The sequence below is a fragment of the Pseudomonas sp. GW821-FHT09A09 genome (genome assembly GCF_059418405.1).
The window spans coordinates 1-17,091 of sequence record NZ_JBWKPU010000046.1 but is presented as its reverse complement, the minus strand read 5'-3'; the positions used below and the strand labels follow the sequence as shown (position 1 = coordinate 17,091).

Annotated in this window: 20 protein-coding genes; 12 read left to right on the top strand and 8 right to left on the bottom strand. The window is 61.9% G+C overall.

Translation table 11 applies throughout. The annotated features are described in order from the left end of the window. Positions 1 to 349 precede the first annotated feature (349 nt). On the bottom strand, positions 350 to 1,972 hold the full coding sequence (locus AC07OV_RS27510) for an argininosuccinate lyase (protein ID WP_494998838.1): 1,623 nt from the start codon (positions 1,970 to 1,972) through the stop codon (positions 350 to 352). A gap of 198 nt (positions 1,973 to 2,170) precedes the next feature. Between AC07OV_RS27510 and AC07OV_RS27505 the strand changes: the two genes are divergently transcribed. Continuing rightward, on the top strand, positions 2,171 to 3,064 hold the full coding sequence (locus tag AC07OV_RS27505; protein ID WP_495093369.1) for a LysR family transcriptional regulator: 894 nt from the start codon (positions 2,171 to 2,173) through the stop codon (positions 3,062 to 3,064). Between the two features lie 129 nt (positions 3,065 to 3,193). Here the strand turns inward: AC07OV_RS27505 and AC07OV_RS27500 are convergent, their stop codons facing one another. Both AC07OV_RS27500 and AC07OV_RS27495 read right to left on the bottom strand, forming a co-directional pair. Then, positions 3,194 to 3,661 carry a copper chaperone PCu(A)C gene (locus AC07OV_RS27500; protein WP_495093368.1) on the bottom strand — a complete coding sequence of 156 codons (468 nt, stop codon included), beginning with the start codon at positions 3,659 to 3,661 and terminating at the stop codon, positions 3,194 to 3,196. Further along, positions 3,661 to 4,269 (bottom strand): SCO family protein, encoded by a 609-nt coding sequence (locus AC07OV_RS27495; RefSeq protein ID WP_034106413.1) that lies wholly within the window; start codon positions 4,267 to 4,269, stop codon positions 3,661 to 3,663. Before AC07OV_RS27495 ends, AC07OV_RS27500 begins: the two co-directional genes overlap by 1 nt. 180 nt (positions 4,270 to 4,449) lie before the next feature. Between AC07OV_RS27495 and AC07OV_RS27490 the strand changes: the two genes are divergently transcribed. Beyond that, complete coding sequence (locus AC07OV_RS27490) at positions 4,450 to 4,833, top strand: DUF2946 domain-containing protein (protein ID WP_259174804.1); 384 nt, start codon at positions 4,450 to 4,452, stop codon at positions 4,831 to 4,833. A gap of 62 nt (positions 4,834 to 4,895) precedes the next feature. After that, complete coding sequence (locus tag AC07OV_RS27485; protein WP_176995692.1) at positions 4,896 to 5,441, top strand: putative natural product biosynthesis protein; 546 nt, start codon at positions 4,896 to 4,898, stop codon at positions 5,439 to 5,441. Here AC07OV_RS27485 and AC07OV_RS27480 read toward each other — a convergent pair. Then, positions 5,416 to 6,330 (bottom strand): aromatic alcohol reductase, encoded by a 915-nt coding sequence (locus AC07OV_RS27480; RefSeq protein WP_176995693.1) that lies wholly within the window; start codon positions 6,328 to 6,330, stop codon positions 5,416 to 5,418. The two genes, AC07OV_RS27485 and AC07OV_RS27480, sit on opposite strands and share 26 nt — an antisense overlap. A 91-nt stretch (positions 6,331 to 6,421) precedes the next feature. Here AC07OV_RS27480 and AC07OV_RS27475 point away from each other — a divergent pair, with 91 nt between their 5' ends. Together AC07OV_RS27475 and AC07OV_RS27470 are read left to right on the top strand one after the other, a co-directional pair. Then, positions 6,422 to 6,832 (top strand): winged helix-turn-helix transcriptional regulator, encoded by a 411-nt coding sequence (locus AC07OV_RS27475; RefSeq protein WP_176995694.1) that lies wholly within the window; start codon positions 6,422 to 6,424, stop codon positions 6,830 to 6,832. A 56-nt stretch (positions 6,833 to 6,888) separates the two neighbouring features. Next, positions 6,889 to 8,073 (top strand): lysozyme inhibitor LprI family protein, encoded by a 1,185-nt coding sequence (locus tag AC07OV_RS27470; protein ID WP_495093367.1) that lies wholly within the window; start codon positions 6,889 to 6,891, stop codon positions 8,071 to 8,073. 4 nt (positions 8,074 to 8,077) lie between these two features. On the opposite strand, the gene AC07OV_RS27465 is transcribed toward AC07OV_RS27470, so the two are convergent. Further along, positions 8,078 to 8,365, bottom strand: a complete 288-nt coding sequence (locus AC07OV_RS27465) for a hypothetical protein (protein WP_494998843.1) — start codon at positions 8,363 to 8,365, stop codon at positions 8,078 to 8,080. 189 nt (positions 8,366 to 8,554) lie between these two features. Here AC07OV_RS27465 and AC07OV_RS27460 point away from each other — a divergent pair, with 189 nt between their 5' ends. After that, complete coding sequence (locus tag AC07OV_RS27460; protein ID WP_176995697.1) at positions 8,555 to 8,761, top strand: PLDc N-terminal domain-containing protein; 207 nt, start codon at positions 8,555 to 8,557, stop codon at positions 8,759 to 8,761. 58 nt (positions 8,762 to 8,819) lie between these two features. Here the strand turns inward: AC07OV_RS27460 and AC07OV_RS27455 are convergent, their stop codons facing one another. After that, complete coding sequence (locus AC07OV_RS27455) at positions 8,820 to 9,380, bottom strand: type 1 glutamine amidotransferase domain-containing protein (protein ID WP_176995698.1); 561 nt, start codon at positions 9,378 to 9,380, stop codon at positions 8,820 to 8,822. Between the two features lie 264 nt (positions 9,381 to 9,644). Here AC07OV_RS27455 and AC07OV_RS27450 point away from each other — a divergent pair, with 264 nt between their 5' ends. Then, positions 9,645 to 10,076 (top strand): DNA methylase, encoded by a 432-nt coding sequence (locus AC07OV_RS27450; RefSeq protein WP_494998846.1) that lies wholly within the window; start codon positions 9,645 to 9,647, stop codon positions 10,074 to 10,076. Next, positions 10,073 to 10,810 (top strand): DUF72 domain-containing protein, encoded by a 738-nt coding sequence (locus AC07OV_RS27445; RefSeq protein WP_371319336.1) that lies wholly within the window; start codon positions 10,073 to 10,075, stop codon positions 10,808 to 10,810. Before AC07OV_RS27450 ends, AC07OV_RS27445 begins: the two co-directional genes overlap by 4 nt. Here AC07OV_RS27445 and AC07OV_RS27440 read toward each other — a convergent pair. Continuing rightward, entirely contained in the window at positions 10,775 to 11,560 is a 786-nt protein-coding gene (locus tag AC07OV_RS27440) for a DeoR/GlpR family DNA-binding transcription regulator (protein ID WP_495093366.1), read from the bottom strand. The genes AC07OV_RS27445 and AC07OV_RS27440 overlap by 36 nt on opposite strands. A 121-nt stretch (positions 11,561 to 11,681) precedes the next feature. On the opposite strand from AC07OV_RS27440, the gene AC07OV_RS27435 reads away from it, so the two are divergent. Beyond that, entirely contained in the window at positions 11,682 to 12,842 is a 1,161-nt protein-coding gene (locus AC07OV_RS27435; RefSeq protein WP_495093365.1) for an alpha-hydroxy acid oxidase, read from the top strand. A gap of 192 nt (positions 12,843 to 13,034) precedes the next feature. On the opposite strand, the gene AC07OV_RS27430 is transcribed toward AC07OV_RS27435, so the two are convergent. Further along, the gene (locus AC07OV_RS27430; protein ID WP_495093364.1) at positions 13,035 to 13,961 is read right to left on the bottom strand and encodes an alpha/beta hydrolase; all 927 of its coding nucleotides are present in this window, start codon (positions 13,959 to 13,961) and stop codon (positions 13,035 to 13,037) included. A gap of 162 nt (positions 13,962 to 14,123) precedes the next feature. Between AC07OV_RS27430 and AC07OV_RS27425 the strand changes: the two genes are divergently transcribed. The 3 genes from AC07OV_RS27425 to AC07OV_RS27415 all read left to right on the top strand — a co-directional run bounded on the left by AC07OV_RS27425 (position 14,124) and on the right by AC07OV_RS27415 (position 16,931). Then, complete coding sequence (locus AC07OV_RS27425) at positions 14,124 to 14,993, top strand: SDR family NAD(P)-dependent oxidoreductase (RefSeq protein WP_495093363.1); 870 nt, start codon at positions 14,124 to 14,126, stop codon at positions 14,991 to 14,993. Positions 14,994 to 15,173: 180 nt separating this feature from the next. Beyond that, positions 15,174 to 15,761, top strand: a complete 588-nt coding sequence (locus AC07OV_RS27420; RefSeq protein WP_178922128.1) for an NUDIX domain-containing protein — start codon at positions 15,174 to 15,176, stop codon at positions 15,759 to 15,761. Positions 15,762 to 15,767: 6 nt separating this feature from the next. After that, entirely contained in the window at positions 15,768 to 16,931 is a 1,164-nt protein-coding gene (locus AC07OV_RS27415) for a lipase family protein (RefSeq protein WP_495093362.1), read from the top strand. Positions 16,932 to 17,091: the final 160 nt, after the last annotated feature.

The following is a 17,091-nucleotide window of genomic DNA, read 5'->3' as shown; positions in this document are numbered from 1 at the left end:
TTCAAGGGTGATCCTGAGGACGCCATCGCCGGCAAGCCGGGCTCCTACAAGGTGAGGTGTCAGCCTTTGGGGTTAGCCAACGTTTCGAACGTTTCTGACACACCACCCCCTGTAGGAGCCGGCTTGCCGGCGATGAGGCCTTTGGATTCAATGGTGATCCTGAGGACGCCATCGCCGGCAAGCCGGGCTCCTACAAGGTGAGGTGTCAGCCTTTGGTGTCGGCCAGCCTGCCAAAGCCTTTTGACACACCACCCACTGTAGGAGCCGGCTTGCCGGCGATTTGGCCTTTGGATTCAGGGTGATCCTGAGGACGCCATCGCCGGCAAGCCGGGCTCCTACAGGTGAGGTGTCAGCCTTTGGGGTTGGCCAGTTTGTCGAAGGCTTTGTCGAGGTTGCCTTCGGCGTTCTGCAGCTTTTCACGTCGTTCTTTCAGCCACTGCTGATCGCCTTCCAGGGTCTTGCGGGCCTCCACCAGCATGCGCTTGACCTCTTGCGGTTGCGGGCCGCCGGTGCCTTTGCGGGTCTGCACCATGGTGGTCGGCGACAGCGCTGCGCGGAAGCCGGCCTCATCGAGTGGCAAGGTGTTGGGCGTCCACTTGTACTTGTCCGCCGCCTGGCTATACAGCTTCTGCGCATCGGCATACGGGAAGGTCTTCGGCGTGGTGCCGTTGCTGCGGGCTTCGGTCACGATCAGCGAGGCAAAGCTGTGGCCGATGCGGAACGGCACCTTGAATTGGCGCTCCAGGGTGTCAGCCAATTCCATCGAGGTGGTCCATTCCGACTCCAGCTCTTCCAGCGCGCGCTGCGGGTTGATCTGCAACGCGTCGAGCACCGCGTCGGTGGCTTCGAACATCTCCTTGGTGGAGCGGAACACGCCCAGGGAGTCGAAGGCGAACTTGTAGTCGGTCATGCCGGTGGTGACGTTGTGGGCACGCAGGGTCACCGCCTGGGCCAGGCCGACCACGTCCGAAGCGCTCTCACGGGCACGCATCAACAAACCCGGGTTGCGCTTTTGCGGCATCGCACTGCTGGTGTAGGTGGCTTCTTCATCCAGCAGCAGCCAGGGGCGGATCTGGTGGTACTGGGTGTGGATGTCGCCGATCATCGCGCCCACGCGAATCGCCGAAGACGAGGCCAGGTTGGCCGCTTCAATCGGGATGTCATAGGTCGACACTTGGCTCGAATCCAGCGAGTTCTCACGCACCCCATCAAAACCCAGCAACTCGGCCAGACGCTCGCGGTTCAGCGGGTACGCCGAGTTCGCCAGCACTGCCGTGCCCATCGGGCTCTTGTTCAGGCGCGTGTACAGCTCACGGATGCGTTGGCCGTCGCGGTCAAATGCGGCCTCGAAGGCCAGCAGGTAATGCGCATAGCTGATGGGCATGGCCTGCACGCCATTGGTGTAGGCGGGCACCAGCGTGTCGACGTTTTTATCGGCAATGTTCAGCAGGCGCAGGCGCGTGGCGTTGAGGGCTTCGCTGTAGGCCAGCACCTGGCTGCGCAAGGCGGCCAGGCGGTAGGTGGCGAGCATGTCCTGGCGGCTGCGGCCGGAGTGGATCAAGGAGGCTTCGGGACCGATCTTGTCAGTCATGATTTTTTCCAGTTGCAGCACGTCACTCGGGCGCGTGCCACCGGGCTGGTCGGCCTGGGCGATGGCGTAGCGCACGCCACCGGCGATCTTCTGGCCCATCTCGGGCTTGACGATGCCTTCTTCGGTGAGCATCACAATCGAGGCCTTGTTGATGCGGTTCAGCCAGGCGAACTGAGTCTGGGTCGGGTCGCCCTTGGCTTTGTGTTCGGTTTGCGAACTGTCGGGCGTGGCGCCGACTTTCGCCGCTTGGGCAGCGCATTGTTCGGTGGTGGCGCACGGCAGCTCGCCGGTATTGGCCGCCTGGGCGCCGAAGCTGTTGAAGAGGGCGAAAGCCACCGCCAGGTGGAGCAGGCTTTTCAGGGCGCGAGGGGATGTGTTCACAGGGATACCCGATTTATTTTTGGAATTGTGGGCCGCTGTCGCGCAGGCGAGGGCGGCAGAATCAGGCTATCGGGTCTGTTTGCAGATTGAAAATATATAGTAAGTGTTGATCGCAGAGCTTTTGTGTATGTCGTTAAGGCTTTGAAGCCATTCTTCACAATGGCTGTGCTATACCGTGCCTTTTCTGCGGAGCAACCTATGCGCCAGGATCAACTCGACGGGCTGGTGACCTTTGTGTGTGTCGCCGAACACGCGAGCTTTTCGGCCGCCGCCGTGCGCCTGGGCGTGTCGCCCTCGGCGGTGAGCCAGGTGATCCGCAACCTGGAGCAGCGCCTGGGTGTCGCGCTGTTCAACCGCACCACCCGCAGCGTGAGTCTGACGGAAGCGGGCGCGGGTTTCCTGGCCAAGGTGCAGCCGGCCGTGAACGCACTGACGGCGGCGGCCCAGGAGGTGGGCGACAGCAGCGGCTTGCCGTCCGGCCTGCTGCGCCTCAACGTGCCCCGTGCCGGCTACCTGACGGTGCTGCAACCGCTGTTATCGGCGTTTCTTGAAGCCCACCCGCAGATTGACCTGGAACTGACCCTGGAAAATGCCCTGGTCGACATCGTGCGCCTGGGCTTCGATGCAGGCATTCGCTTTGGGGATTTCGTCGAGCAAGACATGGTGGCGGTCAAGGTCGGGCCGGCGTTGCGTATGCATGTGATCGCGTCCCCTGGCTATCTCGCCCGATACGGCAGGCCCATACACCCGGGCGAATTGCTGCAGCACAACTGCATCGGCTTTCGTGCGTCGAGTGGCGTGGTGGAGCGTTGGGACTTGGCCCGGGGCCAGGAAACGCTGTTGTTGCCGGTGAGCGGGCGGATGATCGTCAACGACTCATCGGCGCTGGTGCAAAGCGTGCTGGACGGCTTGGGAATCGGCTACATGATCAGCGGGCACATCGACCCGCTGATTGCGCGAGGTGAACTGGTGAGCCTGTTCGAAGACTGGTGCCCGACGTTGCCGGGGTACACCTTGTATTACCCCGACCGCCGCCGCGTCAGCCGCAAACTGCGGGCCCTGATCGACTTCCTGCGCCAACCAAACCTGTAGTGAGCGGGCTTGCCCCGCGCGGCGGCGTGCCAGACAAACCCCAGGCGCCAGGTCGATCACGCAGCGGTGTGTCAGGTCGGGGTTGGGTGACTGACACGCCGCGGCGCGGGGCAAGCCCGCTCACTACAATCAGTGCATTTTGCTGTGGTCCATGCCGTCGAGGGCACGGGCGGGGGCTTTGACTTCAATCGACTGCTTCTCGCCTTTGGCGTCTTGAACCGTGAGGGTCAGCGGCACCTGGTCGCCTTCCTTGATCTGGCCGGTCAGGCCCATCAGCATCACGTGGTAGCCATTCGGGTCGAGGGTGACCGCCTTGCCGGCGGGCAGGGCAACCGAGTCCACCGGGCCCATGCGCATCACGTCGTCCTTCATGCTCATCTCATGGATCTGCACGTCCTTGGCCACCGGCGAGGCTACGCTCAGCAGCTTGCTGTCGCTGTCGGCGGTGACGGTCATGAACGCACCGCTGGACGGCTGGCCCGGTACGGTGGCGCGCACCCAGGCGTCGGTGACCAGCACCTGGGCGCTGGCGTGGGCGGCGAGGCCCAGCAGGGTGAGGCCGAGGGTCAGGCGCTTGAGGTGTTGAACGGCAGTCATTAGCAGACCTCCATGACGGTGAGCAGGTCTTCTGCGCACTCTTTAGCGGTAAGGGACGCCTGCAGGCCCAGGCGCAGGTTGCCACGGGTGTCGAAGACAAAACTGGTGGCGGTGTGGGACAGGGTATAGGTGTCGCCGGCGGGGATCTTTTCATAAAAGATCCCGAATTCCTTGGCGGCCACGGCGATCTCTTCCGGGGTGCCGTACAGCGCTTCGAAGCTGGGGTCGAAGGCCTTGACGTACTTGTCGAGAATTTCCGGGGTGTCGCGTTCGGGATCGAGGGTGATGAACACCACCTGCATGATCTCGCCATCGCGGCCCATCAGCTTCTTGGCCTGGGCGGCGCGTGCCAGGGTGGTGGGGCACACCGCCGGGCATTGGGTAAAACCGAAGAACACCACCGGCATCAGGCCACGGTACGAACTCAGGGTGACGGTCTCGCCGTCGGTGTTCTTGAGCTTGAAGGTGCGGCCCATGATCTTGTCACTGAGGTCCTTGCCGTACTTGAAGTTCAGCTTGGGGCTGTAGTCACAGCCGCCCAGCAGGCTGCCCAGGCCCAACAGGCCCATACCGGTCAGCACTTTGCGGCGGGTGAATAACGTACTCATCAACTGTGCATCCTGTGAAACGCCTGCATTGCTCTGGAGCTGCACATCAGGCTTGGGAAAGGAGTAACGATGCGGGTGCACAGTCTACCAACCCGGGCCAGCCCACGTAATCTGCGACGTTCTGCCACAGGGGCGCGTCGTGCTTCATCCGGGCGCGGCTTCGGTGGTAGAGTCGCCGCCATGAAATTGAGCCACCCCGACCGCGCCCTGATCGCCTGGACCCTGTACTTCTGCGTGCTGATGAACGTGTTCGTCTGCGGTTTGGGGCATGGCCAGATGATGGGCCAGCAGCTCAACGGGATCGGTGGCGCGTTCTGTTCCGTGGAGGGCAAGCAGGCGCCACTTTCCGACAAAGGGTTGAGTAACCCGGCGTCCAGCAACATCTCGAACTACTTTGCCTGCCCGGTGTGCAACGCGGTGACCGTCGCCATCGTGTTCCTGATCGGCCTGGCCTGGTTGCTCGGCCTTGGGCAAACCCCACGCCCGGCCCATGAACGGCGCAGCAAGGCGCCTCCCCGATATTCCTGGCCGTCGGCCAACCCCCGCGCTTCTCCCGCTTTCTGACGTGTGCCTTGGGCCTCCTGTGACCAGGGGGCGTTCTATCGTCACGACTGTGAGTGCGTTCCATGAACCCTGTATTGCCTGCCGGCGCTCGCCGCCTGGTCAGCAAGGCGTCCCGTCGCCTGCGCGCAGAACCGACTCTGCCTGACTATCCGAGCAATTCCCGTTGTTTCGTGCACCTGGATGCACGCCTGCTGCCCCATTGGCACACCTTGTTCGACATCTGCCCGGCGTTGCTCAAGCTCGACCCACCGGAAGGCCTGAACCTGTTCCGCAGCTTCATGACCTGGGCCTACCGTAACCAGCCGCCGCTGGACTGGACTTATCACCTGAATATCTGCCGCTGGCTGCTCGGCTCGGCCTATCGCACGCAGATCGACGACGAACCGATCGAAGCGTTCATGGCCGCTGCGGCTGCGTGCTGGGTCAACACGGACGACAGCCAGGCCCGGGGTGTGGTCCTGGCCTGGCGAGGTACGCGGGTATTCGATTGGAAGGGCGACGCGTTGCCCGCTGCCGAGCGTCAGCCGTTGCCGACGCCGGTGGGGGATTTCGCCTGGTGCCCGTTGACGGTGCGGGGTGAGTTCAGCGGGTGGTTGCTGGTGCCGTGAGGTGCTGGCGGATCCAACTTTTGACGTCTGTCACCGCAATCTGATGCTGTGCATTGAAGGTCACGGCGGGGTCCCAGGCCACGCCGTGGCCTTGGGCGAACACGGCGCGGTATTTCTTCAAGTTGTCGTCCGGCGTCTCTGCCAGTTCCGCCTGCAAGAACGGCACTGACCAGGGCGTGCGTTCGAGGCTAATGCCCAGCACTGCGTCCACGGTATCGGCCAGTTGCCCGTAGGTCAGGGTGTCGCCGGCGGTGAACACCACTTGGTTGGTGAGTGGCGGTTCAGCCAGCACGATCTGCGCGGTCAGCCGGCCGATATCCTCTGGGGTGGTGACGGTGACAGCGGTGTCCCAATCACCCAGGGCATGCACGGTATTGTTGGGTAAATCGACCACACCAAAGGACGGTTCAAACAGGAAACTGGTGAACATCCCGGTGGAGATGATCAGCCACTGCGTGCCTTGTTGGCCGCGCAGCAGGTCGCGTACATCCAGTTGTTCATCGAAGGTGTCCTGCGGGCTGCCACGGCCGATCACGTCGTAGTCCACACCAAACTGCCACGGCACATAGCGTTGCACGCCGCCTTCGATGGCCGCCCGTGCGAGCTTGCGTTGGGTGCCCGGGCCTGCGGCAAACCCGGTGCAACAGATGACCGTGGCGAAGGGCGCGAAAAGCGCGGCGAGGGTGCTTTGGCTATCGTTCTGCAAGTCGCCGGCGAGCAACTCGATACCCAATGTTTGCAGCTGCCGGGCGGTGGCCGATTGCAGGCTGGCAGGGCGCAGCACGACGGCTATTCGCGTGGTGTGTGACGCGGCTGAAGCGGCCAGCGCTTGCAGCACAGCCATGCCCAGTTCCCCGGCGCCGAGTACCAGAATGGAAGAAGGGGTCATAGGGTTCTCCGTCGAGGTTGAAAGTCGTGGCATGCTTGCAGAATTAGTCGCCACGCATAAGAAGGCACACCAGTGATACCGGGAGAACAGCATGGATAACCACGAGATCATCCGACGCTCGCAAGCGGCCTGCGATGCCCTGAGCGCAGACGATGACGGCCTCAAGCGCGAGCTGCTGACCCATGCCGGCAACCGGTGGTCCCTGGGGATCGTGCATGTGCTGGGCGTGAACGGCCGGTTGCGCCATGCCGAGATCGGCCGGCGCATGAAAGGCGTGACCCAGCGCATGCTCACCCGCACGCTGCGCCAGTTGGAACGCGATGGCCTGGTGCTGCGCCATGACTTCGAAGAAGTGCCGCCCAAGGTCGAATACGAACTGTCATCCCTCGGCACGCAGCTACTGGTGAACATGTTCCCGCTGTGGAATTGGGTGGTGGACAACGCCGATGCGTTTCGCCAGGCGCGGGAACGCTTTGATGCCACCCGAGATGAGGCTTTGTAATCGGCAACAGGCGCGGCACACTACGCGCCTTCAACGCCTCACCTTCAAGGATTGCCATGGATTGCAGGGTCAAACAATACGCTTCGTTGTTGTGGCTTGCCGGAGTATTGCTGGGTGCCGGCACACCGGCCTGGGCCGCCTCCTTTGATTGCAGGAAAGCCACGACGCCCGTCGAACAGACGCTCTGCGCCAATGCCGAATTGAGCCGCCTCGACACCATGCTGGGCGAGCACTACCGGCGTGCCATGGGCAAGCTTGAAGGTGCGCCACGCGAGGCGTTGCGCAACGGCCAACGCGCCTGGCTGCAAACCCGCAATGCCTGCGGCGTTGACGTCACCTGCCTGCAACCCTTGTTGAGCCAGCGAGTGGTTGAAGTGGGCAAGCTCACTCAGCCGGACACTGCCGAGCTGGACGCGATCATCGCGAGTATTCCCGACCGCCCGGTCGACGCCGCCAAAGGCTTGCGCGGTTACCCGTCGAGTGAGCTGGCGGCGGCGTGGCTGGTGTACCTGCAACGTTTCGAACCCACCAGCGGGGTGACCGCTGAAGAAGCCGACGCCAACCGCCAGCAGGTGTTGGCAGTGCTCAAGACCGACAGTTTCCCCTGGGGGATTTACCAGGACCTGGACAACGACCCCAAGGTCAGCCGCGACCAGGTCATGCTGACCCTGCTGCGCATGATGATCGAGCGTGCGCAGTACGCGTTTTTCGGCGACCAGCGCGCCTATGTGCACTGCTTTGTGTTCAGTCGCCACGGCGCTGATGCCTACGCGGCGTTCGGGCCGTTGTATGGTTCCACCCGCGACACCTTCGCCCCGGTGTGCGCGCCTCAGGGTGACCTGTTCAAACAGGCGCCCTGGACCCAGTTGGAAGCTGGTTTCGACCCCGCCATCGACAAGGCCAGCGGCAATACCGGCACCATCCGCTTTGCCAGCTATGCCGCGTGGAATGTGCTGGGGCTTCGTGCCACGGTCTCGCCACGGGACTTCCTCACACCGGCCGCGCCCGCGCAAGATCCCGCCGCCGTTATAAGCAGCTGGACCGATGACGCGCTATGGCCAAAAAAATCCCGTCAGCAGGCACTGGCCGCCATCGAGCCTGCACGGCAAGTGACGGCGACCTGGTTGCAGCGCGAGCGCGGGCTATCGGCCGATGACGCACGCAGGGCAGCGCGGGAAATTGTCCGGCAGTGGCTGGACCAGCGCCTGGACTTTATCGGCGACTACGACGGCAGCGAATAAGCCGCTAACTCCCGGTGCGAGGTGTGCGGCTCGGCGGGGTTTTATCGCTGCGGTGCTTGGGTTTGGGGGCCGGTTTGGCGCTGTCTTTTTTCGGCGTCGAATCGGCTTTTTTGTCGCTGTCGGCGGGGCTGCTGGGGTAGGTGCCTGGCGGCAGGGCAGAGCCTGCGGCATTGTCCCCGCTCAAGCTGGGCGGTGGGCTGGTGTCATCGCCGAAGGCCGCGTAGGCCGGGCTGCCCAGCCATCCGGCGAGGCAGATGATCAACACGATGTTGCGCGAGATATCGGTCTTCATGACGTGATCCCTTTTCCATGTTTCGTCGCCTCCGGGTCAATTCAAGGCGGCTCACTAATTGGGAGTCATGGTGTGGAACCAAAGTTTGGAAAATTTCCCCGTGCGCGACGAAAGGCCATTGCCGGGCAGTTTTAATGAACCCTCACGCCGATCCCTTGACCTAATACATACGACCTCAGGAGGTGACGCATGCAAATAGACTATGTCTGGATCGGTTTGGCGGTGATTCTGCTGCTGTTGGAATTGTGGGCAATCAACATCGTATTACGCAGCACCGGTGGCTGGGAGACCAAGGGGCTGTGGCTGATCATTCTGATTTTCGTGCCGCTGTTCGGGCTCATCGCCTGGGCCATGTTCGGGCCTAAACGCGAGATGCCTGATCAGCGTCGAAGCTGAAGTAGCAGGTAAAAAAACAGGCGCCTCAGGGCGCCTGTTTTCATTCAACGGTGGGCCATCAACCGGCAACGGCCTTGGCAATCGCGTCGTTGAATGCCGGCAGATCGTCCGGCGTGCGTGAGGTGATCAGCGTCCAGCCATTGGCCTTGCACTCTTTGACCTGTGCGTCCACCCAATCGGCCGCGCCGGCGTTGATCAGGTCCGTGCGCACGCTTTTGTACGAGGTGAGGGTCTTGCCCTTGATGACGCCAGCGTCGATCAACGCCCAGGGGCCGTGACAAATGGCCGCCACGGGTTTGCCCGCTTTGACGAACTCATTGATCAGCTTGAGCGCTGCCGCGTCCTGGCGCAGGGTATCGGCATTTACAGTGCCGCCAGGGATGATCAGGGCATCAAAGTCGGCGCTGGAGACCTCGGACAATTTGGCATCGGATTCCACCGCCTTATCTTTCTCGGTGTCGCCCACAAAGGTCTGGGTCGTACCGCCCTTGCTGGAGGCGTGGGTCACGGTCGCGCCATCGCCACGCAGTTGCTGCAGAGGCTTGAGCAGTTCGTCGCGCTCGATACCGGTGTTGGAGGTGATGATCAGGATCTTCTTGGCAGTGAGTCGGGAACTCATGGTGGGGTGTCTCCTGTGGCGCACGTTGGATGGGAAGGTGTGACTACCGTCTGTTGAGCGGGCGTGTGTGCCGAAGGTTTAAATTAATTCGCGTTTATTTCTCCGATGGTCCGCCAGAGCAACTTCCTTGAACTATCACCTGGGAGCGGGCCTCTGCTGTTTACAGGCCGCTGTTTCAAGGGCCGTTCAACTGCCAGGAGCCATCGCCATGATCCCGTTCGCCTGTGATGAAAAAAGCCCTGATCCCACGCAGGGGGAATAACCATGGCCCGTTCGATTAGTGCATCAGAACTGGGCATCGACCTCACGCCGGAAGACGACAACAGCCTGTTCAAGTGGTTTATCGCCAGCTTTCTCATGGGCAAGCGCATTCAAGCGCCCATCGCGGCCCAGGCTTATCGGGTGATTGTCGAGGAGGAGGGCTGCGATACGGCGCGCAAGCTGCAGCATTGCACCTCGGCTCAATTGGTCGCGATGCTCGGGCGTGCGCATTACGTGCGTTACGACGAGTCCACGGCGCAACGCCTGCTCGACCTGAGTGCCAGGTTGAATGCGCAATACGCGGGCAACATCACGCAGATGCGTGACGCCAGTGAAGACCGCCAGTCATTTGAAAAACGCCTTGCCGAATTCGATGGTGTGGGCCCCAAGACCATTGAGATTTTCATGCGCGATGCAGCCGCGGTGCTGTTTTGATTGCGCCGCTGTCAGTGGGCTGCGCCGGTTGGAGCTTGCCTCGGCAATCTGCGTCAGCCTTTGAAGGCGAAGGTACGCATTTGCAACGTTATGCAGCGCGCTTGAATGCGGTGGAAATCAACAGTTCATTTTACCGTCCACACCTGCCCAAGACCTATGAGCGCTGGGCCCAGTCGGTGCCATCGACGTTTCGTTTTTCAGTCAAGCTGCCCAGGCACATTACCCATGAACTGCGCTTGCAGCACTGCGAAACAGCGCTGGATGAGTTCATTGGGCAATGCCTGCACTTGGGTGAAAAACTGGGCTGCCTATTGGTGCAGTTGCCTCCCTCACTGAGCTATGAACCGGTGGTGGCCGCAATGTTTTTCGCCACACTGCGCCAGCGTTTTTCCGGCGCTGTCGTGCTTGAACCGCGTCACGCCAGTTGGCTCAAGGCCGAGGCATTGTTGGAGCGTTTCCAGGTAGCGCGGGTGGCTGCTGACCCTCCTGTGATCGAACACGGAGTGAGCCCGAGTGGATGGCAAGGCGTGCGCTATTGGCGCCTGCATGGTTCGCCGCACCTCTATCACAGCGCCTATGGCCCGGAGCGCGTGCAGGCGTTTGCGCGACGGCTCGACCCATCTGTTGCACATGGCATTCCCACATGGTGCATTTTTGATAACACCGCCAGCGGGCATGCGGTGGCCGATGCGCTGTGCCTACTCGACCTCTACCCGCAACACTTCCAAGCCTAACTGCTCGTAGGCCTCCACACTTGGCACATGCCATTCGGTGATCAGCGTATGGATGCGGTTGCACGGCGCCACCACAAAGGGTTCCACGGCGCCGAGTTTGTCTGCCATGGTCACGGCTACCACGTGGGAAGCACTGTCGAGCAGGGCTTGCTTGACCGCCACTTCATCGAAATGCAGCGAGCTGATGCCGATCTGCGGGTGCAGCGCGCACACGCCGGTAAACAGCAGGTCTGCCTTGACGCTCTCAATCAGCCGCACGGTTTCATGCCCACTGGTGGACAGGGTCGCCGGGTTGAGCTGGCCGCCCGCCACAATCACTTTTATGTTGGGATGATCCGCCAGTGCGATGGCAATCATCGGTGACGGCGTGACCACGGTCAGGCGGATGTTGCGTGGCAAGGACTGGGCGATTTTCAGGGTGGTCGAGCCGGAATCGAACAGCACGATCTGCCCGTCTTCCACACGGTCTGCGGCCAATTGCGCGAGCTGGCGCTTGGCGTCGTTGGTCTCGCCGACGCGGGTGAAAAAATCCTTGCCGGTGTCTTTGGGCCGGGGCAGGGCGCCGCCGTGGACACGTTGCAAAAGACCGGCTGCCGCAAGCTCGCCGAGGTCGCGGCGGATGGTGTCCTGGGACACGGCAAAATGCTCCACCAGTTCGGCGGCGGTGACTTTGCCGTCGCGCTCCAGCAGCAACAGGATCTTCTGTTTGCGCAACGAAGGCAGGTCGATTGCTTGATGGGTGTTTTGCATGTTTATGCGTCTTTTTGCGGGTTTGTGCGAGATTAGCCCTCGGCTGATGTAAACGCAATGGCTGGTTGTATCGCAGATCTACGCTTACTCTCTGTGTTCAGTTCAGGGAGAGGTGACCCCGATGTCGTTGATCACAACCATCGAAGACTTACGCAAGCTCGCGCAAAAACGTGTCCCAAGGATGTTTTACGACTACGCCGATTCCGGCTCCTGGACTGAAAGCACATACCGGGCTAATGAAAGCGATTTTGCCCAGATCAAATTCCGCCAGCGGGTGGCGCGCAACATCGATTCGCGCTCGATCCGCGCCACCATGATCGGCCAGGACATGGCCATGCCGGTGGCTCTGGCGCCGACCGGGTTGGCCGGCATGCAGCATGCCGACGGCGAGATCCTCACCGCCCGCGCCGCTGCCGCTTTTGGCCTGCGCTACACCTTGTCGACGATGAGTATCTGTTCACTGGAAGACATTGCCGAACACGTCGGCCAACCATTCTGGTTCCAGTTGTACGTGATGCGCGACCGCGCGTTTATCGAGCAATTGATCGAGCGCGCCAAGGCCGCAGGCGTGGACGCATTGGTGCTGACCCTGGACCTGCAGATCCTCGGGCAGCGTCACAAGGACTTGATCAATGGCTTGTCGGCGCCGCCCAAACTGACCTTGCCGAACATCCTCAACATGGCCACCAAACCGCGCTGGGTGATGGGCATGCTCGGCACTAAGCGCCGTGGTTTCGGCAATATCGTCGGGCATGTGAAAGGCGTGGCCGACATGAGTTCGTTGTCATCCTGGACCGCCCAGCAATTCGACCCGCGCCTGAGCTGGGACGATGTGGAGTGGATCAAGCAATGCTGGGGTGGCAAACTGATCATCAAGGGCATCCTCGATGTGGAAGATGCGCGGCTGGCGGCCGATTCCGGCGCCGATGCATTGGTGGTGAGCAACCACGGCGGCCGCCAGTTGGACGGCGCGCCGTCGAGCATCAGCCAGTTGCCGGCAATCGTCGAGGCCGTGGGCAAACGGATTGAAGTGTGGCTCGACGGTGGCATCCGCTCGGGGCAAGACGTGCTCAAGGCGATGGCACTGGGCGCAAAAGGTACCCTGATCGGGCGGCCGCATTTGTACGGTTTGGGTGCGATGGGCGAGGCGGGTGTGACCAAGGCGCTGGACATCATCGCCCGTGAGTTGGACGTGTCGATGGCGTTGTGCGGCTATAACGATATACGCGATGTGAACCGCGAAATTTTGCTGTCGGGTACATTTCCCGAAAGCATTTATTGAGCAAAAAAATCGTAAAAAAATAAAAAGAGTTGTCCACGAAAACCGTGGGTATCTCTGTGGATAACTTTACGAAGGCCCGGCAGGGTTGGCGATTTAACCCGCGGTTAATATTTGATCAACTGCCGGCGCGGGCCAGTATGGGCAGGGTTTGCGCTTGACAGCCAAGCGCAGACCGGGTGCCGAAAAGTGCTTTCAGGAGTCGCCGTTGCGACCTGTGGAGTGTGTCACCACCTGTGCTGGCACCTTCGCGCGCATCAGGTTGTCCAGCGCCTGGCCATAGCTGCGACCTGCCAGGCTCATGCTGTTGTTGTGGCTGGCACCGGGCACCAGCAACAACCGCTTGGGGTCCTGGGCGGCATCAAATAATTGCTGGCTGAAACGCGGCGGTACATAGCGATCGTCGAGGCCGTGCACCACCAGCAGCGGCATGTGTACCTCGGCAATCTTGTCGATCGAATCGAATTTCTGCGACAGCAACCAGCGCACCGGCAACGAGGTGTTGGCCACGGCCGTGGCGACATCGGCCAGGGAGGTGAACGTGGACTCGATCACCAGCCCGCGCACCGGCACCGGGTTTTGTTTGCTCAACTCTGCAGCGAGGTCGATGGCCACGGCGCCGCCCAGTGAATGGCCGTAGAGCAGGCGCTTGCTTGGGTCGGGTTGCAGCACCTGGAAGCGTTCCCAGGCAATGCGTGCGTCTTCGTACACGCTGGTTTCCGAAGGCAGGTCGCCCTGGCTCTGGCCGAAACCGCGATAGTCGATGGCCAGCACCGAATAGCCCAGCGCGTGCAACTGCTCAATGCGAAACAGCTGCCCGGTGAGGTTCCAGCGTACGCCGTGCAGGTAGAGGATCGCCGGGGCGTCCTTCTTGTCTGCCGGCCACCACCAGCCGTGAATATTCTGCCCCGACTTGAAACTGGCGGGCTTGAGGTCGAACTCCTGCACCGCTTTCGGCAAGCCGGTGTACCAACCCGCCGTGCCCGGCTCGATGCGAAACACCAGCTCGCGCTCCTTGTGTTGCAGCACGGCGCAGCCCACCGGCAGGCCGACGATCAACAGCGCCATGCACAATAGGGGAAACCAGCGCAGGCTCAGGCGGGACATAAAACGAGATGACATGAAGGTTCCAGGACAAAGGCGAAGCACGGGTTTTACCAGATGGCTTGCGCGGGCAGGAATTAATTCGACCACCGTCAGGGGCGATAGCTTGCAAAGTGTTACAGCATTGAACAGACCCGTCACGGGTTGTTAGGGTGGGCAGCTGAACAGGAGAGCACGTCTATGGATTTCACAGGAAAAACCGCGATTGTCACCGGTGGCGCACGCGGGTTGGGGCTCAGTTATGCACGAGCGCTGGCCATGGGTGGCGCCCGGGTGGTAATCAGTGACATCGGGGCCGATAAGGTGGGGGCAGGTGCCGACCCATCGGTGGTACAGCTCGCTGCCCAGGCGTTGCAGGCTGAAGGCCTGGCGGTGATCGGCGTAGCGGGCGACTTATCCCAGCAAGCGGGTTGCCGGCAACTGATCGCGCACACGATCGAGGCCTTCGGGCAGCTCGATATCCTGATCCACAACGCTGGCTGGGTAGGCTACCAAAACATCGAAGACCTCGACCCCGCGTTCCTGCAACGGGCCATGGATATCAACCTCTACGCGCCACTCTGGTTGTGCAAGCACGCCTGGCCGCACCTGCTGCGCTCCCGCTCACCGCGCATCATTCTCACCACCTCCGACCGCGCCATGTATGCGCAGTACGAGCAGACGGGGCTGGCGGCCTACAGTGCCGGCAAGATGGCGCAACTGGGCATCATGAATGCGCTGAGCCATGAGGGCGCGCCGGCCGGTATTCGCGTCAACGCGATCTCGCCGGTGGCCAAGACCCGCATGTGGGGCGTGACTGAAGAGCCGGACGAACTCAAGCCGGACTGGGTGACACCGGGCGTGGTATTCCTGGCCAGTGCGCAGTGCGACGACACGGGCTATATCTTGCGCGCCAGCAATGGCCAATTCACCGCGACGCGGTTCACGGAAAACCCCGGAGTGGATTACCCGCGGGACCTGGCGCGGGTAAAAGCGCACAGCGCCGAGGAAGTCGCGGCCGCCTGGTCGCGTATCAAGCAGGCGCCGGCTCCGACGGTTGCTGGCACCTGAACTCGATTGCGCCCCCGCGCTTTGGACGCGCACCACTATCCGTAGCGTCGGGATGTGCAGCATCATTTCCTTGAACCTGGAGAGATCCTTCGTGGAGCGCGATTGTAGCCGCAAGTGATCCGCTTGACGCTGGCCTTGGCGCAACCACATGCTCCACCTTCCACGCGCTAAGGACCGACCATGGACAACAGCCCCGTTCGCATCAACGCCGAAGAAACCCTCTCGGACAACTGGTACATCCTCAAGAAATACAGCTTCGACCTGCGCCGCCAGGACGGCACCTGGCAGGCCCAGACCCGCGAGGTCTACGACCGGGGCAATGGCGCGACCATCCTGTTGTACAACCGTGCGCAACGCACCGTGCTGCTGATCCGTCAGTTCCGCATGCCCACCTTCGTCAACGACTACCACGGCTACCTGATCGAAGCGGCAGCCGGTTTGCTCGACAACGCCAGCCCCGAAGAACGCATCCGCCTGGAGGCCGAAGAAGAGACCGGCTACCGCGTCCATCATGTGGAAAAAATCTACTCCGCCTTCATGAGCCCGGGCTCGGTCACCGAGCGCATTCACTTTTTCATCGGTGAGTACCAGCCGGGCGACCAGGTCGGCAGTGGCGGCGGCATCGAGGAGGAGGGCGAGGACATCGAAGTGCTGGAACTGGGCTTCGAGCAGGCCTTGGCCATGGTGCAGAGCGGTGAGATTGTCGACGGCAAGACCCTCATGCTGTTGCAGTACCTGGAATTGCGCATGTTGAAAGAAGGCTGGTGATCGTCGATGCGTGGGTGGGCGTTGCTGTGGGTGTTGATCGCGGGCGGTAGCAGCGCTGCCGAGGGTTTCTACACCTGGGACGGCCCGGTGCCGACGGTGCCAGGCAAGCTGCTACGCAGCGAGGCCTTGACGCCGCCACAAAGCCTGGCGTCGGCCGCGCAGAACCTGCGCATTCTTTATTCCTCCACCGACGGGCTCGACAACCGCACGCCCATCGCGGTGTCCGGTGCGCTGTTCGTGCCCAAGGGCACACCGCCTGCCGGTGGTTGGCCGCTGATGGCCTGGGCCCACGGCACGGTGGGCAGCGCTGACCGGTGCGCGCCGTCACTGAACGCGCGCAGCCCGCGGGATACGCGCTACCTCAACTACTGGCTCGACCAGGGTTATGCGATTGTCGCCACTGACTACCAGGGGTTGGGCACGCCGGGTTTGCACCCTTACGGGCTGACTCGCCCGTTGGCTTATGGCGTGCTCGACAGCATCCGTGCGGTGGGTGCGGGGAATTTCAATCTGTCTCGGCGGGTGGTGGTGTTTGGCCAATCCCAGGGCGGCCGTGCGGCGTTTGCCACGGCGGTGTCGGCCAAGGCCTATGCGCCGGAGGTGGAGCTTGTCGGCGTGGTGGCGACGGGCACGCCTTATGCCTCGACCCACACCCACGGCAAAAGCCCTGAGCTTGAAGAGGCGCGTCGTTCGGTGGTGCCGACGTTTGCCTACAACCTGTTGCGGCTGAGTACGGCGGCGTTGCTTGATCCTTCCTTTGTGCCCACCGATTACTTGGCTGATAAGGCTTTACCGGCGTTCAAGGCCAGCCAGGAGGATTGCTTGCATGCCATTGAGCAGCGGGTGGTGGCGGATGGGTTGACGTTCAATAACAGTTTCAAGCGTTCGCCCAAGGTGGCGTTGGAGCGGGTTTATCGTGAGTCGGCGTATCCCACGTTGAAAACCGATATTCCGGTGTTTTTAGGGACGGGGGGTAAGGACCGTGATGTGTTTGTGCCGGGGCAGAAGGCGTTGGTGAGGGAGGCTTGCGGGGTGGGGGATCGGGTGGAGTGGCATTTTTATCCGGAGCTGGATCATTCGGGGACGGTGAATGGGTCGTTGGGGGATTCGACGGGGTTTGTTCGGCGGGCGTTTGGGGGGGAGGGGATTGGGGGGAATTGTGGGGGGTGAGTACATATCCGTTGCTGCGGTAACGGCTGAAATTGGTTCCGCCCTTACGGCGGGTCACTTTGGAAAAGAGCCCCAAAGTAACCAAAGGGCTCTTGCCCCAACACTCGGTGCCTCGCCTAGGCTCGGCATGCCCTCACTCCGGCTTGAATCCGTGGGCCGC

What these genes read in the sequence shown, in the direction of transcription:
- AC07OV_RS27415 (WP_495093362.1), top strand. Translation starts at nt 15,768, where the DNA reads ATGCGTGGGTGGGCGTTGCTGTGGGTGTTGATCGCGGGCGGTAGCAGC.
- AC07OV_RS27495 (WP_034106413.1), bottom strand. Translation starts at nt 4,269, where the DNA reads ATGAGTACGTTATTCACCCGCCGCAAAGTGCTGACCGGTATGGGCCTG.
- AC07OV_RS27475 (WP_176995694.1), top strand. Translation starts at nt 6,422, where the DNA reads ATGGATAACCACGAGATCATCCGACGCTCGCAAGCGGCCTGCGATGCC.
- AC07OV_RS27455 (WP_176995698.1), bottom strand. Translation starts at nt 9,380, where the DNA reads ATGAGTTCCCGACTCACTGCCAAGAAGATCCTGATCATCACCTCCAAC.
- AC07OV_RS27440 (WP_495093366.1), bottom strand. Translation starts at nt 11,560, where the DNA reads ATGCAAAACACCCATCAAGCAATCGACCTGCCTTCGTTGCGCAAACAG.
- AC07OV_RS27470 (WP_495093367.1), top strand. Translation starts at nt 6,889, where the DNA reads ATGGATTGCAGGGTCAAACAATACGCTTCGTTGTTGTGGCTTGCCGGA.
- AC07OV_RS27420 (WP_178922128.1), top strand. Translation starts at nt 15,174, where the DNA reads ATGGACAACAGCCCCGTTCGCATCAACGCCGAAGAAACCCTCTCGGAC.
- AC07OV_RS27460 (WP_176995697.1), top strand. Translation starts at nt 8,555, where the DNA reads ATGCAAATAGACTATGTCTGGATCGGTTTGGCGGTGATTCTGCTGCTG.
- AC07OV_RS27490 (WP_259174804.1), top strand. Translation starts at nt 4,450, where the DNA reads ATGAAATTGAGCCACCCCGACCGCGCCCTGATCGCCTGGACCCTGTAC.
- AC07OV_RS27435 (WP_495093365.1), top strand. Translation starts at nt 11,682, where the DNA reads ATGTCGTTGATCACAACCATCGAAGACTTACGCAAGCTCGCGCAAAAA.
- AC07OV_RS27450 (WP_494998846.1), top strand. Translation starts at nt 9,645, where the DNA reads ATGGCCCGTTCGATTAGTGCATCAGAACTGGGCATCGACCTCACGCCG.
- AC07OV_RS27505 (WP_495093369.1), top strand. Translation starts at nt 2,171, where the DNA reads ATGCGCCAGGATCAACTCGACGGGCTGGTGACCTTTGTGTGTGTCGCC.
- AC07OV_RS27480 (WP_176995693.1), bottom strand. Translation starts at nt 6,330, where the DNA reads ATGACCCCTTCTTCCATTCTGGTACTCGGCGCCGGGGAACTGGGCATG.
- AC07OV_RS27485 (WP_176995692.1), top strand. Translation starts at nt 4,896, where the DNA reads ATGAACCCTGTATTGCCTGCCGGCGCTCGCCGCCTGGTCAGCAAGGCG.
- AC07OV_RS27500 (WP_495093368.1), bottom strand. Translation starts at nt 3,661, where the DNA reads ATGACTGCCGTTCAACACCTCAAGCGCCTGACCCTCGGCCTCACCCTG.
- AC07OV_RS27465 (WP_494998843.1), bottom strand. Translation starts at nt 8,365, where the DNA reads ATGAAGACCGATATCTCGCGCAACATCGTGTTGATCATCTGCCTCGCC.
- AC07OV_RS27430 (WP_495093364.1), bottom strand. Translation starts at nt 13,961, where the DNA reads ATGTCATCTCGTTTTATGTCCCGCCTGAGCCTGCGCTGGTTTCCCCTA.
- AC07OV_RS27425 (WP_495093363.1), top strand. Translation starts at nt 14,124, where the DNA reads ATGGATTTCACAGGAAAAACCGCGATTGTCACCGGTGGCGCACGCGGG.